At 67.8% G+C, this 14299-nt stretch carries 19 protein-coding genes and 1 tRNA gene; 8 read left to right on the plus strand and 12 right to left on the minus strand.

Annotated elements, in window-relative coordinates; genetic code table 11:
* Positions 1 to 6 precede the first annotated feature (6 nt).
* The gene (locus tag E4341_RS14725; RefSeq protein WP_165118283.1) at positions 7 to 621 is read right to left on the minus strand and encodes a ribonuclease D; all 615 of its coding nucleotides are present in this window, start codon (positions 619 to 621) and stop codon (positions 7 to 9) included.
* Between the two features lie 179 nt (positions 622 to 800).
* Positions 801 to 887 (minus strand) — tRNA-Leu (locus tag E4341_RS14730).
* A 224-nt stretch (positions 888 to 1111) separates the two neighbouring features.
* On the opposite strand from E4341_RS14730, the gene E4341_RS14735 reads away from it, so the two are divergent.
* The 3 genes from E4341_RS14735 to E4341_RS14745 all read left to right on the plus strand — a co-directional run bounded on the left by E4341_RS14735 (position 1112) and on the right by E4341_RS14745 (position 3996).
* On the plus strand, positions 1112 to 1972 hold the full coding sequence (locus tag E4341_RS14735; RefSeq protein WP_165118285.1) for a WecB/TagA/CpsF family glycosyltransferase: 861 nt from the start codon (positions 1112 to 1114) through the stop codon (positions 1970 to 1972).
* 93 nt (positions 1973 to 2065) lie between these two features.
* On the plus strand, positions 2066 to 3403 hold the full coding sequence (locus E4341_RS14740; RefSeq protein WP_165118287.1) for an FAD/NAD(P)-binding protein: 1338 nt from the start codon (positions 2066 to 2068) through the stop codon (positions 3401 to 3403).
* 50 nt (positions 3404 to 3453) lie between these two features.
* Positions 3454 to 3996, plus strand: a complete 543-nt coding sequence (locus E4341_RS14745) for a polysaccharide biosynthesis/export family protein (RefSeq protein ID WP_165118289.1) — start codon at positions 3454 to 3456, stop codon at positions 3994 to 3996.
* A gap of 7 nt (positions 3997 to 4003) precedes the next feature.
* Here E4341_RS14745 and E4341_RS14750 read toward each other — a convergent pair whose 3' ends face one another.
* From E4341_RS14750 to flgB, 3 genes are read right to left on the minus strand one after another with little or no spacing between them, the layout of a single operon-like run.
* Positions 4004 to 4306, minus strand: coding sequence for a flagellar hook-basal body complex protein FliE (locus E4341_RS14750; RefSeq protein WP_165118291.1), 303 nt, complete (start codon positions 4304 to 4306; stop codon positions 4004 to 4006).
* A gap of 10 nt (positions 4307 to 4316) precedes the next feature.
* On the minus strand, positions 4317 to 4736 hold the full coding sequence (flgC, locus tag E4341_RS14755; protein ID WP_369796239.1) for a flagellar basal body rod protein FlgC: 420 nt from the start codon (positions 4734 to 4736) through the stop codon (positions 4317 to 4319).
* A gap of 25 nt (positions 4737 to 4761) precedes the next feature.
* The gene (flgB, locus tag E4341_RS14760) at positions 4762 to 5166 is read right to left on the minus strand and encodes a flagellar basal body rod protein FlgB (RefSeq protein ID WP_165118293.1); all 405 of its coding nucleotides are present in this window, start codon (positions 5164 to 5166) and stop codon (positions 4762 to 4764) included.
* A gap of 280 nt (positions 5167 to 5446) precedes the next feature.
* On the opposite strand from flgB, the gene E4341_RS14765 reads away from it, so the two are divergent.
* The 3 genes from E4341_RS14765 to E4341_RS14775 all read left to right on the plus strand — a co-directional run bounded on the left by E4341_RS14765 (position 5447) and on the right by E4341_RS14775 (position 6939).
* Positions 5447 to 5737 carry a flagellar biosynthetic protein FliO gene (locus E4341_RS14765; RefSeq protein ID WP_165118295.1) on the plus strand — a complete coding sequence of 97 codons (291 nt, stop codon included), beginning with the start codon at positions 5447 to 5449 and terminating at the stop codon, positions 5735 to 5737.
* Positions 5734 to 6546, plus strand: coding sequence for a flagellar type III secretion system pore protein FliP (fliP, locus tag E4341_RS14770; protein ID WP_039244769.1), 813 nt, complete (start codon positions 5734 to 5736; stop codon positions 6544 to 6546). The genes E4341_RS14765 and fliP overlap by 4 nt, the downstream gene beginning before the upstream one ends.
* Before the next feature lie 114 nt (positions 6547 to 6660).
* Positions 6661 to 6939: an HU family DNA-binding protein gene (locus E4341_RS14775; protein WP_017506838.1), complete on the plus strand. Its 279-nt coding sequence runs from the start codon at positions 6661 to 6663 to the stop codon at positions 6937 to 6939.
* A gap of 78 nt (positions 6940 to 7017) precedes the next feature.
* Here E4341_RS14775 and E4341_RS14780 read toward each other — a convergent pair whose 3' ends face one another.
* Positions 7018 to 9867, minus strand: a complete 2850-nt coding sequence (locus tag E4341_RS14780) for a lipopolysaccharide assembly protein LapB (RefSeq protein WP_165118297.1) — start codon at positions 9865 to 9867, stop codon at positions 7018 to 7020.
* Positions 9868 to 9990: 123 nt separating this feature from the next.
* Here E4341_RS14780 and E4341_RS14785 point away from each other — a divergent pair, with 123 nt between their 5' ends.
* Positions 9991 to 10380: a DUF983 domain-containing protein gene (locus tag E4341_RS14785; protein WP_165118299.1), complete on the plus strand. Its 390-nt coding sequence runs from the start codon at positions 9991 to 9993 to the stop codon at positions 10378 to 10380.
* Here E4341_RS14785 and E4341_RS14790 read toward each other — a convergent pair.
* The 5 genes from E4341_RS14790 to folP form a co-directional block, all read right to left on the minus strand.
* On the minus strand, positions 10377 to 10952 hold the full coding sequence (locus E4341_RS14790; protein ID WP_165118301.1) for a nucleotidyltransferase family protein: 576 nt from the start codon (positions 10950 to 10952) through the stop codon (positions 10377 to 10379). The two genes, E4341_RS14785 and E4341_RS14790, sit on opposite strands and share 4 nt — an antisense overlap.
* Positions 10949 to 11749, minus strand: a complete 801-nt coding sequence (gene thiD, locus E4341_RS14795) for a bifunctional hydroxymethylpyrimidine kinase/phosphomethylpyrimidine kinase (RefSeq protein ID WP_165118303.1) — start codon at positions 11747 to 11749, stop codon at positions 10949 to 10951. The genes E4341_RS14790 and thiD overlap by 4 nt, the downstream gene beginning before the upstream one ends.
* Positions 11746 to 12090: a multidrug efflux SMR transporter gene (locus E4341_RS14800; protein ID WP_017506766.1), complete on the minus strand. Its 345-nt coding sequence runs from the start codon at positions 12088 to 12090 to the stop codon at positions 11746 to 11748. The genes thiD and E4341_RS14800 overlap by 4 nt, the downstream gene beginning before the upstream one ends.
* 42 nt (positions 12091 to 12132) lie before the next feature.
* Positions 12133 to 12489 carry a DMT family protein gene (locus E4341_RS14805; protein ID WP_165118305.1) on the minus strand — a complete coding sequence of 119 codons (357 nt, stop codon included), beginning with the start codon at positions 12487 to 12489 and terminating at the stop codon, positions 12133 to 12135.
* A 63-nt stretch (positions 12490 to 12552) separates the two neighbouring features.
* Complete coding sequence (gene folP, locus E4341_RS14810; RefSeq protein WP_165118307.1) at positions 12553 to 13389, minus strand: dihydropteroate synthase; 837 nt, start codon at positions 13387 to 13389, stop codon at positions 12553 to 12555.
* Positions 13390 to 13591: 202 nt separating this feature from the next.
* Between folP and E4341_RS14815 the strand changes: the two genes are divergently transcribed.
* Entirely contained in the window at positions 13592 to 14005 is a 414-nt protein-coding gene (locus E4341_RS14815; protein ID WP_165118309.1) for a GreA/GreB family elongation factor, read from the plus strand.
* Here the strand turns inward: E4341_RS14815 and E4341_RS14820 are convergent.
* Positions 14002 to 14298, minus strand: coding sequence for a transcriptional regulator (locus tag E4341_RS14820; RefSeq protein WP_055753957.1), 297 nt, complete (start codon positions 14296 to 14298; stop codon positions 14002 to 14004). The two genes, E4341_RS14815 and E4341_RS14820, sit on opposite strands and share 4 nt — an antisense overlap.
* Position 14299 lies beyond the last annotated feature (1 nt).

The following is a 14299-nucleotide window of genomic DNA, read 5'->3' on the forward strand; positions in this document are numbered from 1 at the left end:
CGCGCCTCAGCTGTGGGCGAAGATGTCGGTCTCGTCCCAGCCTGCCAGGTCGAGCGCCGACCGTGTCGGCAGGAAGTCGAAACATTTGGCGGCCAGTTCGGTTCGCCCTTCGCGCGCCAGCATCATGTCCAGCTTGGCCTTGGCCGCGTGCAGATACAGGACGTCCGACGCCGCATAGTCCAGCTGCGCCGGGCTCAGCGTCTCGGCGCCCCAGTCCGAGGACTGCTGCGCCTTGGACAGGTCCACGCCCACCGTCTCGCGCACCACGTCCTTCAGCCCGTGCCGGTCAGTATAGGTGCGCGCCAGCTTGGAGGCGATCTTGGTGCAGTAGACCGGTCGCGTCTCGACGCCGAGGTGCAGCAGGAACATGCCGATGTCGAACCGGCCGAAGTGGAAGATCTTGGTCACCGCCGGATCGGTCAGCACCCGCTTCAGGTTCGGACAGTCATAGGCCGGCCGGTTCAGCCGCACGACATGGGCGTTTCCGTCGCCCGACGACAGCTGCACCACGCACAGAGGATCGCGGCGAAAACGCAGGCCCATCGTCTCGGAATCGATGGCGACCTCGGACCCCAGGTCCAGATCGTCGGGCAGGTCGCCCTCATGCAGGTAAACGGTCATGCTCAGGCTCTTACACGGCGAACACGGCGCGCGAAACGGGCAAGCTTATTCACGAAACGGCCTCAAGCAGGAATGCGCCGCGCGCATTCCGATAGGCCACAAAAAATGCCGTCGCGCGCGAGGCGATAGGCCAAAACAAAGAAAGCGCCGCACCGTTCGGTGCGACGCTTTCTGAAAAATGGTGCCCAGAAGAGGACTCGAACCTCCACGGCCGTTAAGCCACTGGCACCTGAAGCCAGCGCGTCTACCAATTCCGCCATCTGGGCCCCGTCGGCAGCGCCTTGCGGCGTTTCCATCGGGAAGGCGCGGACCTCTAAGGGAGGCTCCGGGCGGGGTCAACAAGGATTTTTCGCCTTTGCGAGATTTCTTGCGCACGCGGCGCGGCAAGCGCGGCCGCACATGATTTTCGATCCGCGTTCGGTGGCGACTTAATGGGCGCTAAGCCTGTTTTCTAACCCCGTCTTGAGGCCGGGTCGCCTACAAGCGCCTGATGGCGGACCCGTCTCTCAGCCCCTCTGCGCCAGAACGCTTCGCCACGGAGCGCCGCGCCCGGCCGCGCGCGCCGTTTCGCCAGAACCGCCGCGCCCACGAGCGGGTCACGATCCTGGGTCAACCGATGGATCTGGTAAAGCCGGAAGAGGTGCTGCACCACATTCAGCAGGCGGTGCGACAGGGGGCAAAGAGCCTGATCGCCAATCACAACCTGCACAGCCTGTATCTGATGCAGAAGCGGCCTGAACTCGGCGCCTTCTACGACAAGGCCGATCTGATCGAGGTCGATTCGACACCGCTTCTGGCCTTCTCGCGCGCCGTGGGCCTGCACAGCCGGGGCTTTCACCGCTGCACCTATCTGGACTGGCGCGACCATTTCTGGAGCGTGGCGAACCGCGAGGGCTGGCGCGTCCTGTCCGTCGGCGGCGCGCCCGGCGTCGGCGACGAGGCGGCCCGCCGGCTGAAGCTCCGCTATCCGGACGCCGACATCGCCATCCACCACGGCTTCTTCGACGCCCGCCCCGGTTCGTCCGAGAACGCCGCCGTCCTGGATCGGATCACGGCCTTCCAGCCCAATATCCTGTTCGTCGGCATGGGAATGCCGCGCCAGGAGCTATGGATCGCCGAAAACTTCGAGCGCCTGCCCGATTGCGTCATCCTGTCGGTCGGCGCCGCCTTCGACTATGAGGCGGGGGTTCAGAGCGCGGCTCCGCGCTGGATGGGACGCGCGGGCGTCGAATGGGCCTATCGCCTGCTGCACGATCCGAAACGGCTGTTCGTCCGCTACTGCGTCGAGCCCTGGACGCTCCTGCCGCTGGTCCTGCGCGACATCCGCAAGGCCAGGGGTCGCAACCGCTGATCACGTTATTCCTACTGGCCAGATAGATATTTATCGCCATGATCCCTCTGGACCGCCGCGTGTTATCGACAGCGACGGAAACGGGAAACGGGGGTGCGCGTGCCGCAGCAGAATGGACCGCATGTCGCCATCGTCGGCGCGGGTTTCAGCGGCCTGCTGACCGCCGTCAATCTGCTGAAGGCCTCGCGCGATGTGCGCGTCACCCTGATCGAGCGGCGCGGCGTTTTCGGTCCCGGCACCGCCTACGACACCGGCAATCCCGGCCATCTGCTGAACGTCCGCCTGGACAATATGAGCGCCTTTCCCGACCAGCCCAGCCACCTCGCCGACTGGCTGGCCGAACAGCCGTCGTGGCGCGCGCAGGACGGCTTCATCACCCGCGGCGTCTACGGCGATTATCTTCAAGCCCTGCTGGACGAGGCGCTGGACGACGCCCCCGACCGCCTGAACCTGATCGGCGCCGAGGCTCAGTCCATCGATCGCCAGGACGACGGCTGGCGTATCCTGACCAGCGACGAAGAGGTCGCGGCTGATCAGGTCGTGCTGGCGCTGGGCAATCTGGAGCCCGCCTCGCCCCCTGGCGTCGAGGATGCGGTGCGCGCCTCCCCCGCCTATGTCGAAAACCCCTGGCGGTTCGATCCCCAGACGGCGCGCGACGCCCGCAATGTCCTGCTGATCGGTTCGGGCCTGACGATGGTGGATGCGGCCATCACCCTGCGCCGACCCGGACGCCGCCTGACCGCCCTGTCGCGTCACGGGCTTTTGCCCCGCGCCCACGCGACCGTGCCGCCCACGCCCTATGTCGGCGCCTTTTCGGGCAGCCCGGCCGAAATCCTGCGTCAGATCCGCGCCGCGACGGCCGAGGCCGATTGGCGCGCCGTGTTCGACCGCCTGCGCCATTCCGCGCGCGACATCTGGCGCGGCTGGTCGCGGGTCGAGCGCAGTCGCTTCCTGCGCCATCTGCGCCCCCTGTGGGACGTGCATCGCCACCGCCTGTCGCCCGGTCCGGCCCGCGACATCCATTCCATGCTGGCCGGCGGCGAGCTGACGATCTTGGCCGGCAAGCTGACCGAGTTGAAAGCGACCGACGTCATCGAGGTCTCGTGGCGTCCGCGCGGAAAGAAGCGCGCCATCAAGGAGCGGTTCGACTTGGTCGTGAACTGCACCGGGCCGCTGGGCGTGATCTCCAAGAGCACCGAACCGATGATCCGCGACATCCTGAACAAGGGTTACGGTCGTCCCGACCCCTTGGGCTTGGGCCTGCAGGTCGATGACGAGGGCGGTCTGCTGGACGGGGCGGGCGCCCCAGCGCGCGGTCTTCACGCCATCGGCCCCCTGACGCGCGGCGCCTTCTGGGAGATGACGGCCGTGCCCGACCTACGCGGCCAGGCCCGCGATCTCGCCGCCCGTATCCTGTCGAACCGCCCCTAGACCCGAACAACCGACACGTTTAGCCTTCACACCTGAAGCGATCAGGGGCGATGACATTGGAGGCAAGAAGAGGCATCGGCCTGCTGGTCGCGATCCTGTCGATGGGCCTGACGGCCTTTGCGCCTCAGAGCGTGTCGGACTACCGCCTCGCCTCCGCCGACAAGGTGCGCATCGGCGTCTTCGGCGAGGCGGCGCTGGGCGGCGAGTTCGTCATCGACGCCAACGGCCGGATCGCCCTACCCCTGATCGGCGAGGTCCAGGCTGCTGGTCTGACAGGCGCCCAGCTTCAGGACGCCGTCGCTCACGCCTTGAGCCAGGGCTATCTGAACCAGCCGCGCGTCACCGCCCAGGTCCTGACCTATCGGCCGATCTACATTTTGGGCGAGGTCAATCGGCCGGGAGAATACCCCTATCTGCCGGACCTGACGGTGCTGAACGCCGTGGCGACGGCGCAAGGCTTCACCTATCGCGCAAACACGCGCCGTGTCTTCGTGCGTCGCGCCGGCTCACAGGTCGAAGAGGCCCAGCCGCTGACCGCCGATGCGCGTGTTTCGCCCGGCGACACTTTGCGGATCGGCGAACGCTACTTCTGACCTGCCGTTAGATCGGCATCGCCATGATCTCCTTATAGGCGGAAATCACCTGATCGCGGACCGAGATCACCGTTTCCAGGGACGCCTCGGCCGAGCTCAGCGCCGTGACCACATCGATCAGATTGCCCTGACCCTGGACCGAGCGGGTCATCAGGGATTCGGCCGCGCGCGACTGCTGGGTCATGTCGGTCATGGCGTTCTTGACCAGGTCGGCGAAGCCGCCGTCCCCGACGCCGGGCGCTTGGGCTGCTGTCGGCATGGCGCCGCCCTGAACGGCGGCATAGGCCTTGGCGGCCATCATCGGATTCATGGCCTAGCCCTCAGCGTTTGATGATGTCGAGGGTGCGGCTGTCCATCGACCGCGCCGTCTCGATGACGTTCAGATTGGCCTCATAGGCGCGCTGCGCCTCGCGCATGTCCATCGCCTCGACCAGGGTGTCGACATTGGGCCGCATTACATAGCCTTGCGCGTTCGCGGCCGGGTGCGAAGGGTCATAGTCCATCTTGAAGTCGCCCTGGTCGGGCCGCACCTCGGCCAGGGTGACGCCGGTCGCCCCATCGACCTCGCGCGCCTGGAAGACCGGGATCTGGCGGCGATAGGGCTCGCCGCCCGGCGTGCGCGCCGTCGACTGGGCGTTGGCGATATTCTCGGCGATCACGCGCATGCGCGACTGCTGCGCCTTCAGGGCCGAGGCCGCCACCGCCATGGCGCTGTTCGAAGGGGGGATGGGATCAGGCATGGGTCAGTCCTTATCGGCCATCGGCTCAGGCGCCCGGCCGCTTGGCGGCCATGCGGATCATGGACATGGATTTCTGGTAGAAGCCGATGGCGGCGTCATAGGCCATGCGGCTCTCGGCCATCTTCAGCATCTGCTCTTCGACCACCACCGAATTGCCGTCCAGCGTGGTCTCCGAATCGGGGGCCTTGGTCGGAGCGAACCGCACCGGCGAACCGGCCGGCGCGATATGGGCAGCATTGGTGCGCACCATCTGCAGCCCCCCGCCCGAGTGCATGGCGGCGGCGAAGTCGGTCGGCTGTTTCAGGTCGCGCCCGACGAAGCCCGGCGTATCGGCGTTGGCGACGTTCTCGGCGATGACCCGCTGGCGTGCGTCCAGCCAGCCCAGTCGGCCCTTGATCTGCCCCAGCAGCGGTATGTCGGCGACGCCCATGGCGGTCTCCCGTGCGACGCAAATGCGCGCGATGGGCAGAAAATGCCGCCTGGATGGTTAATAGGGGGTTATCTCAACGGGTCGTTAACCGTGGTGGTTAACATTCAGGGTCTAGAGCCTGATCGATTGAGGAGGAATCGCTTCGCGATTCCGACGATGCCGTGAATCAGGCTCCAGATTTATGCGAGAGCGTGATTCACGCTTCTGCCGGAACCGCCGTAGCGGTTCCTCCAGAAACGATCACGCTCAAGCGCGGACTGCGCGGGGCCTTTGCAGCGTCATGAATTTCCTCGATCTCGCCCGGGCGGTCTTCGGCCTGGCCTTCACCCTCGGCCTGATCGGGATCGCGGCCTGGGCTGCGCGCCGCTATGCTCCGCAAATCCTGGCCCGGCTGAACGCTGAGCGCGGCGAGCGCCGGCTTCAGGTCGTCGAGACCCTGGTGCTGGACCCCGCCCGTCGCCTCGTTCTGGTCCGCGTCGACGACGAGGAGCGGCTGATCCTGCTGGGCGAAGGCCGCGAACTGATCGAGCCGCGCCAGCCCCCTCTCGGCAAAATGGGAGGCGGCCAGTGAAGCCCGCCGTCTTCGTCAAGCCGACCGGCGCCGAGCTGAAACGCGCGGCCCTGCTGTCGTTGTTCACCACTCTGGTCTGCCTGGCCTGGCCTGTCGCTGCCTTGGCTCAGCAGGCGGCGCAAAGCGGGTCGGCCCTCAACATCGATCTGGGCACCGGCGCCGGCCTGACCCAGCGCGTGGTCCAATTGGTCGGTCTGATGACCGTCCTGTCCTTGGCGCCGTCCATCGTCATCATGACCACCAGCTTCGTGCGGATCATCGTGGTCCTGTCGCTGCTGCGCACGGCGCTGGGCCTGCAACAGTCGCCGCCGAACGCCGTCCTGGTGTCTCTGTCGCTGTTCCTGAGCGCCATCGTCATGGCCCCGACCTGGCAGGACGCCTATGATTCGGGCATCCGTCCGCTGATGGATCAGCAGATCGAACTGCCCCAGGCCTTCGATCAGGCGTCCGAACCCGTAAAAACCTTCATGCTGGCCCAGGTGGACCGTGGGGACCTCGCCCTGTTCACCCGTCTCTCAAAGATCGACCCGCCCCAGAACGTCCAGGACCTGCCCCTGCGCGTGGTCACGCCGGCCTTCATGATCAGCGAACTGAAGAAGGCCTTCGAAATCGGATTTCTCCTTTTCGTTCCGTTCCTTGTGATCGATCTGGTGGTGGCCAGCGTGCTGATGTCCATGGGCATGATGATGCTCCCTCCGGTGGTGGTCTCCCTCCCCTTCAAGTTGATCTTTTTCGTGCTGGTGGACGGCTGGCGATTGGTCGCCGGAAGCCTGGTCGAGAGCTTCCAGCGGGCGTCCGGTACCGGATAATCCCCCGCCCCATATGGCTTTAAGCGTCATCGGCGCTTGCAAAGCGTATGGAAATCCGTGTTGATCCCCCGGTCCTCGCTCGGAATCGGGCGACTAACACTGGAAACGCTTCTTATGACCACTCAAGCCGAACTGATCGCCGCCGTCGCCAAAGACGCTGGTGTTTCGCAGGCCGACGCCGGCAAGGTGCTGACCGCGATCGTCGAAAACATCCACTCGACCCTGAAGTCGGGCGGCGACATCCGCATCTCGAACCTGGGCGTCTTCGACACCGCTGATCGCGCTGAGCGCGAAGGCCGCAACCCGGCTACCGGCGCGACCATCAAGATCGCCGCCTCCAAGGCCGTGCGCTTCCGCGTCTCCAAGCCGCTGAAGGACGCCGTCAACGGCTAAGCCTTTTCGGTCCTGCGATGCAGGACCGGCACTGCTCGACGGGCGGGGGTCGCGATGCGATCTCCGCCCGTTTCAATTTCAGGCGGCGCTCTTGGCGTCAGCGTCTTTTCTGAACGCCTGTTTGGCGCTGTTGACCCAGCCGACGAAGGTGTCGGCCTGGCTGGACAGATTGGCGAAGTCGCCCGTTCCCGCCACGCCCGACAGATTGTCATCCAGCGCGACCCGCAGCGCCGCCGCCGAACGCGCGCCGGGAACCATCGGCCCAAAGCGCCCGCTCAGCCTCTGCAACGCCGCCCGATCGCCCGCCAGCGAATAGCCGACGCCCGCCCGGATCAGCCAGCTTTCCTCGGCCGGCGTCAGCGGCGTGGTCGCGGTCTTGTAGCGATCGCCCAGCCGCGCCTCATAGATCGGCGCCGCCTCGCCCCACTTCTGCTGCTTCCAGAAGATATCGGCCCGCACCTCGCGCGCCGGGTTCGACTGATCCCGGTCCAGCACCTCCAGCGCATGGTCGAACCGGCCCAGATCCATCAGGGCGCGCGCCTCCAGCGCCCGGCGCTCGCTGTTCATCGCATTGGGCAGCAGGGTGGTGCGCGAGCCCCAGATGGCCTGCAACGCCTTCTCCGGCTGGCGGTCCATCAGATAGACGGTGGCCAGATTGGTCGCGACCTGGGCCTTGGCCACACCGTCCAGACGCTCGTCCACTTGGTGCTTCAGCAGTTCGGCGGCCTGATCCAACAGGTCAACGTCGATCAGCCGGCGCGACAGACGCCGCACCATCTCGTCGCCGTCCGCCCCGATCGGGGTCAGTTCGCGGAAGTCATAGAACAGCGCCAGCGCCTGCACCGGCTGCAAACCGTCCGCCGCCCCGTCCAGGAAAAGGGCGCGGAAGGCGTTCGCCTGATCCGCCTGCACCTCGGCTGCGCCCGGCACGCCCGCCATCCGCTTGCCCGCGCCGCGCAGGGCGTCCAGCGCCTCGCGATATCGCCCCTGTTGCAGATAGATGCCCGACAGTTTGCGCACGACCGCCATCTCGGTCGCGTCCCCGCGCCAGCGCCATTTCAGCTGTTCCAGCTGGGCCGTCGCCTGATCCGGGGTGATCGCACCCTTGTCCAGCTCCAGGCTGATGGCGCCCAGTTTCGCCGGCGTGGCGATCCCGTCCAGCGGCGCGCGCGCCACGGCCTTGTAGACCCCCAGCGCCCGGGTCTTGTCGCCGTTCAGCTCGAACATACGCGCCTGCACCAGCCGCGCGGTCAGTTGATCGACCGCCGGCGCATCCTGGCTGAACACATAGGCCAACAGCTGCTGGGCGGCGGCGAGATCGTTCAACTGGATCGCGGCCATGGCGTGGGCCGCGCCGAACCGCGCGCGCCATTCCTTGGGGAAGCTGTCGATGGCCGGGGCGCCGGCGGCGAAGTTGCGACGCGCCCCCTCCCAGTCGCCCATTTCCGAGGCGATATAGCCCAGCCAGACCTTGGTCGCCGGATCGTTGGCCAGGGCCGCGCCCGCGAAATCGACCTGTGCCTCCTCCAACCGCCCGACGCCGACGCGCGCCACGCCGCGCAGGCCGCGCACTTCGGGCTCGCCTTGCAGGTTGGGCGCCTTGGCGATCAGGGCGTTCAGCACTCCGATGGCCTCATAGTTCAGGCCCGACCCGACCAGGAACCGCGCCAGCGCCATCCGCGCCTCGATCGGCGCGCGCGGATTGTCCGCCGCCGCGATCGTCTCCAACCCCGCTGCGTCCTGCAGCCGGCGATAGCGGGCCGAGAAGCCCGCCTCGCCGGTCGCGGCCCAGGCCTCGTCGATCAGCGCCGGATAGGCCGCCCGTTTGGGCGCATCCGCATTGTGGTCGCCCGTCTCCAGTCCGGCCGCCGGCGACGACAAGGCCAGCCCCTTGGGCCGGCTCAGCGTCACCAGATCGCCCGCCGCCTCGATCTTCAGGTCGTCGGCCGCCGTTTCGACCGCCAAGCCCTGCGCGGTCGGTATCAGGCTCAGATCGACCGTGCGCCGTCCGCCGGCGTAACCCTTGCCGGGCGCCAGGGCCGTCACCGCCGCGAACCGGTCCCCGACCAGCGGATCGGTCAGCCAGACCGCCTTGGTCGCCCCGGCCATCTGCGCCACCAGCACCGGCGCGCCGTCGTCGGACCGGCCGACCTCGACCCCGCCGGCCGCACCGTCTGGGCCGCCCAGCGTCACGGTCCAGGTCCCGCCCTGACCCTGCGCCGAGACGCCCAGCCCCTCGGGTTCGGCGATCCTCAAGGCCGTATAGCCCGGCCCGGCCGCCCACTGGGCATTCTTGGCCGATCCCAGCGCCTTGGCGCCGCTCATATCCATGCGGGCGGCGGTGTCGAACACGACCCACACGGCATCGCCACGGCGGAAGACGGCCGCCCCCACCGGCGCGCCCCAGTCGAAGGTCAGGACGGTCTTGCCGCCGGCCGTCTCGGCCCGCACCGGCACCACGGCCTTGGTCGTCTGCGGCGCGGCGGCGTCGCCGCCCTCCGGCGCCTTGCCGGGCGCATAGAGGTTCAGCCAAACCGCCCCGTCCGCGACGCCCGAGCGCGCATCCGCACCCGGTTCCAAGGTCAGGATCAGGTCCGTGCCGCCCGCGCCCCGGCTTGGCCGCGTCTCGACCGACTTCACCCCCGCCGGCGGATCGACCTTCAATCGCGAGACGTCGGGCGCAGCGGTGGTCCCCAGCCGAACGACGACCTTATCGCCCTCGCGGCTGATGCGCGAGCGCACCCCGATCACGCCGCCGAACTCGACCCGCGTGAACTCGGCGTTGGCGCCGATATTGATGGACAGCGGATCGCGCGAGCGCCCGACTTCCTGGGCCAGCGGCGCCATCGGCGCGAACACGACGGCGCCGGCCGTGGCGGCGGCCACGGTCGTCTTCAGGATGCGCTTTGTCGGCGAGGCCCCGGACATATCTCCCGACCCATGCCGCACAAGGCCTTTAATCGCGGTTAACCGCCGTTCACCGTGATGATGGATGGCGTTAGGACAACCGGTCCACGCGACAGCACCGTTTTAAGCGCCCATAGTCGTCCCATGACCGATTATCCGCGCCTCAGCACCCTGAAGACCGGCCTGGCCTGTCGCTGCCCCCGCTGCGGCAAGGGACCGCTGTTCAAAGGCTACCTGACGCTACAGACGGAATGTCCTCAGTGCGGGCTCAGCTACGCCTTCGCCGATCCGGCGGACGGCCCGGCCTTTTTCGTCATGACGGCCGTCGGGGTGGTGGGGATGATCCTGCTGATGGTGTTCGACTTCACCGTCCACCCGCCGATCTGGGTGCATCTGGTCGTGACCCTGCCGATCCTGGTCGCCCTGTGCCTGGGCTGCCTGCGCCCCTTCAAGTCCTGGCTGGTCGCCGAACAATATGTCCACAAGGCCGCCCCGCCAGAGTTCTCCTCGAACGGCAAGCACGGACCCTTCTAGGGCTCGATCACCGTCAACTCGGGCCAGCGCGCCCGCGCGCTGTCGACGGCCTTGGCCCAGCCCTTGGCCACCGGCCGGTTCGGGTTGGGCCGGATCGTCATCGCGAACACGTCATCCAGCCCGAACGGCGCGGCGACGCTGAGGCTGTCGTCCGCCTCCAGCCGCACCCCGACCGCAAAGGTCGGCGCCACGAATCGCCCCAGCGCCTCATCCGTCGAATGCAACGGCGCATAGGGCTCGCCGAACCGGTTCTGGAACCACAGGTGCACCCGCGCCTGGTTGCGGACCTCGACCTGGCTGCGGAACGGTTCGTCGAAGGCGGCGGCGACGCGTTTGATGACGACGTCCTCGGCCTCGTAGGACAGGTCCGAACCGCCGAAATAGGCCAGGTCGTAGTCCTTGACCCCATAGCCCGCCGGCCGCCCGGTCCTGGCGTTCCACACGGCCTGATAGACCGCCCCCGACACCAGCCGCCAGTCGGGCAGGTCCAGCGCCCGGACGGTCGTCAGGACGTGCATCAGACCGGGATCGGCGCGCACGATGGCGGTCAGGTCCGCCTCCAGCTCGCTCATCCCCGCACCGGCCAGCCGTGATCCAGCGGCCCGTGTCCGCCGCCCAGTCCCGGCGCCCGGCGGATCGCCTCGCCGACATAGGCCCAGGCTTCGGCCACAGCGACCTCCAGCGGCCGCCCCATCGCCAGCCCGGCTGCACAGGCGCTGGCCAGGGTGCAGCCGGTGCCGTGGGTGTGGCGGGTGTCGACCCGTTCAGCCTCCAGCACCGTCTCGCCGTCTGCAGTCATCAGCAGGTCGATCACCGTCGGCCCCGACACGTGACCGCCCTTCATCAGCACCGCCCGCGCCCCCATGGCTAGCAAGGCCTCGCCCGCCCGTCTCTGGCCGTCCAGGTCGTGGACCGCAAAGCCCGTCAGGGCCTCGGCCTCGGGCGCATTGGGCGTCAGCAGGGCCGCGCGCGGGATCATCAGGCGCTTCACCGCTTCGACCGCCGCATCCGGCAACAGGGGATGACCGCCCTTGGCCACCATGACCGGATCGACGACCGCCGGGGCGTCCGCCTCGTCCAGCAGGGCCGCGACCGTCTCGACCACCTCGACCGAGCCCAGCATGCCGGTCTTGACCGCATCGGTCCCGATGTCCTCCAGCACGGCCCGCGCCTGGGCCGCGATCAGGTCCAGCGGCAACGGATAGACCCCGTGAACCCCCAGGGTGTTCTGCACCGTGATGGCCGTGATGGCGGTGGCGGCGAACCCGCCCATCATCGTCACGGCCTTGATGTCGGCCTGGATGCCCGCGCCCCCGCCGCTGTCCGACCCGGCCAGAATGAGCACCCGACCTTGACGAAGCGCGCTCATGCCGCCGCCCCCGAAAACAGTTTCAGCCCGACAATGCCCGCCACGATCAGCAGGATGCACACGGCCCTGACCGCCGTCGCCGGCTCGCCATAGACCAGGATGCCGACCACCGCCGCGCCCACCGCCCCGATGCCGGTCCACACCGCATAGGCCGTGCCGATCGGCAGCTTCTGCGTGGCGACCCACAACAGGATCATGCTGCCCGCCAGCGCGATCAGAACCCCCAGCGAGGTCCACGGCCGGCTGACGCCCACATTCTTGAGGCCCGAGGCCCACAGGACCTCCAGCAGACCGGCGACAACCAGCGTCGCCCACGGATTGATCGACATCACCCAGGACATGGCGACCAGATGGAACAGGCCGCGGTCAGGAGCAAGCCGCGATCAGCCGCCCAGCGGCCCCTTGAAGATGAAGAAGGCCCCAAGCGCGATGAAGGCGAAGCCGACCAGATGGTTCACCGTCAGCTTCTCGCCCAGATACAGGACCGAAAAGCCGGCGAAGACCAACAGGGTGATCACCTCCTGCATCGTCTTCAGTTCGGCCGGCGAATAGACCTGGATGCCGATCCGGTTGGCCGGCACCGCCAGCCAGTATTCGAAGAAGGCGATGCCCCAGCTGGCGATGACCAGGATCCACAGCGGCTTGTGATCGAACTTCAGATGGCCGTACCAGGCGAAGGTCATGAAGAAGTTCGACAGGCACAACATGACGATGGGGGCGATGTAGGCGGTCAGGGGCATGGGCAGATCAGGGCTGTTGCAGACCTGCCCTCTACACCGGCTGCGACCGTCCGTCGCGGGCCTTCAATCCGCCGCCGTCACCGCCGCCTGGACCTTCAGCGCCTGCACCGTCTCGCGCACGTCGTGGACCCGCACCATCTGCGCCCCGCGCCGCGCGCCTTCCAGCGCCAAGGCCAGCGACCCGCCCAGCCGGTCGGTCGCCAAGGTCGCCGTTGGATCGAGGGCCTGGATCGTGCGCTTGCGGCTGGCGGCGTACAGGACCGGAAAGCCCAGATCGACCAGCGCGTCCAACCGCGCCGTCAGCGCCATGTTATGCGCCAGCGTCTTGCCGAACCCGATGCCGGGATCCAGCCAGATCCGCTCGCGCGCCACGCCCGCCGCCATCGCCGCCTCGGCCCGCCCGCGCAAATAATCCCGCACTTCGCCCACCACGTCGTCATAGCGCGGGTCCGCCTGCATCGTGCGGGGTTCGCCCTTCATGTGCATCAGCACCACGTCGCAACCCAGTTCGGCCGCGACCGCCGCACTGTCGGGCGCATGGCTCAGCGCCGTCACGTCGTTCCACATCGTCGCCCCGGCTGCGACGGCGGCGCGCGCGACGGCGGGCTTCATCGTATCGATGCTGATCGCCCCGCCCCAGCGCGCGCGGACGCCGGCGATGACCGGCGCGACCCGCTCGATCTCCTCGGCCTCGTCCACCGGCTCGGCCCCCGGCCGGGTGCTCTCGCCGCCGATATCGAGCATATCGGCCCCGTCCGCGACCAGCCGCATGGCCTGATCGATCGCGCCTTCGGTCGAGGCCCATCGCCCCCCGTCCGAGAAGCTGTCGGGCGTCACATTGACGATGCCCATCACCTGCGACAAGGCGGCCGTCCGCGCGGTTTGACTTTCATGGGCCATGGGACCAGCCTGTAACCGTGATCGCGCATTTCGTCAGCCAGGCTCGACGCCTTTCCCACGCGGGACGCCTCGTCGCAGGCGACTGACCCGGAACTGCCGCGCGCCCTTCGCCCCGTTCCGGGCATCGATCTGAACCCCATTCCTCTTCGCCGCCGCATGACGCCACGCGCATGCGGCGTCCCATGCCGTCTGCGAGCCCACCATGACCAAATCCACTCTGCCCGTCCGCCCCGATGTTTTCCTCAGCGCCCAAGACCACGACACCCTGTCGCGCCTGGTCGGCGACATGCCCGGCGACGGCGTGGCGGGAATGCTTCAGGAGGAACTGGAGCGCGCCGTCATCTGCGAACCGGGCGACCTTCCCAAGGGCGCCGTGCCCCTGAACCTTTGGCTGCACTATGTCGACGGCCGCGCGTCCGATCCGCGCCGCATCCAGATCGTCCTGCCCGCAGACGCCGACATCGATGCGGGCAAGGTGTCGGTCCTGTCCCACGTCGGTGCGGGCCTGATCGGCCTGATCGAAGGCCACACCATTTCCTGGAGCGATCCCTCGGGCGCCGAGCGCAGCCTGACGCCGGTCATGGTCGAGGATGCGGAAATCCTTGGCGGCGACTAGCGCCCGATCAGACCGCCCAGCGCCTCCAGATAGGCGGCGAAGGCCTTGCGGCCGGCGGGGGTGATGGACACGCGGGTCAGGGGCTTGTTGTTCACGAAGCTCTTGGCCACGGCGACGTATCCCGCCTCCTCCAGCTTCTTGATGTGGACCGACAGATTGCCCTGCGTCGCCTCCAGCACAGTCTTCAGCTCGGTGAAGTCGGCGGCCTCGGCGTCGGCCAGATAGACCATGATCCCCAGCCGCATCCGGCCGTGGATGACCTCGTCGATCTTGCCGAGCGCGTCCAGCCCCATG

This window comes from Brevundimonas sp. 'scallop' (genome assembly GCF_011045535.1).
Lineage (GTDB): Bacteria > Pseudomonadota > Alphaproteobacteria > Caulobacterales > Caulobacteraceae > Brevundimonas > Brevundimonas vesicularis.

What these genes read in the sequence shown, in the direction of transcription:
- E4341_RS14725 (WP_165118283.1), bottom strand. Translation starts at nt 621, where the DNA reads ATGACCGTTTACCTGCATGAGGGCGACCTGCCCGACGATCTGGACCTG.
- E4341_RS14735 (WP_165118285.1), top strand. Translation starts at nt 1,112, where the DNA reads ATGGCGGACCCGTCTCTCAGCCCCTCTGCGCCAGAACGCTTCGCCACG.
- E4341_RS14745 (WP_165118289.1), top strand. Translation starts at nt 3,454, where the DNA reads ATGACATTGGAGGCAAGAAGAGGCATCGGCCTGCTGGTCGCGATCCTG.
- E4341_RS14750 (WP_165118291.1), bottom strand. Translation starts at nt 4,306, where the DNA reads ATGAATCCGATGATGGCCGCCAAGGCCTATGCCGCCGTTCAGGGCGGC.
- flgC (WP_369796239.1), bottom strand. Translation starts at nt 4,736, where the DNA reads ATGCCTGATCCCATCCCCCCTTCGAACAGCGCCATGGCGGTGGCGGCC.
- flgB (WP_165118293.1), bottom strand. Translation starts at nt 5,166, where the DNA reads ATGGGCGTCGCCGACATACCGCTGCTGGGGCAGATCAAGGGCCGACTG.
- E4341_RS14765 (WP_165118295.1), top strand. Translation starts at nt 5,447, where the DNA reads ATGAATTTCCTCGATCTCGCCCGGGCGGTCTTCGGCCTGGCCTTCACC.
- E4341_RS14775 (WP_017506838.1), top strand. Translation starts at nt 6,661, where the DNA reads ATGACCACTCAAGCCGAACTGATCGCCGCCGTCGCCAAAGACGCTGGT.
- E4341_RS14780 (WP_165118297.1), bottom strand. Translation starts at nt 9,867, where the DNA reads ATGTCCGGGGCCTCGCCGACAAAGCGCATCCTGAAGACGACCGTGGCC.
- E4341_RS14785 (WP_165118299.1), top strand. Translation starts at nt 9,991, where the DNA reads ATGACCGATTATCCGCGCCTCAGCACCCTGAAGACCGGCCTGGCCTGT.
- E4341_RS14790 (WP_165118301.1), bottom strand. Translation starts at nt 10,952, where the DNA reads ATGAGCGAGCTGGAGGCGGACCTGACCGCCATCGTGCGCGCCGATCCC.
- thiD (WP_165118303.1), bottom strand. Translation starts at nt 11,749, where the DNA reads ATGAGCGCGCTTCGTCAAGGTCGGGTGCTCATTCTGGCCGGGTCGGAC.
- E4341_RS14800 (WP_017506766.1), bottom strand. Translation starts at nt 12,090, where the DNA reads ATGTCCTGGGTGATGTCGATCAATCCGTGGGCGACGCTGGTTGTCGCC.
- E4341_RS14805 (WP_165118305.1), bottom strand. Translation starts at nt 12,489, where the DNA reads ATGCCCCTGACCGCCTACATCGCCCCCATCGTCATGTTGTGCCTGTCG.
- folP (WP_165118307.1), bottom strand. Translation starts at nt 13,389, where the DNA reads ATGGCCCATGAAAGTCAAACCGCGCGGACGGCCGCCTTGTCGCAGGTG.
- E4341_RS14815 (WP_165118309.1), top strand. Translation starts at nt 13,592, where the DNA reads ATGACCAAATCCACTCTGCCCGTCCGCCCCGATGTTTTCCTCAGCGCC.
- E4341_RS14820 (WP_055753957.1), bottom strand. Translation starts at nt 14,298, where the DNA reads ATGGGGCTGGACGCGCTCGGCAAGATCGACGAGGTCATCCACGGCCGG.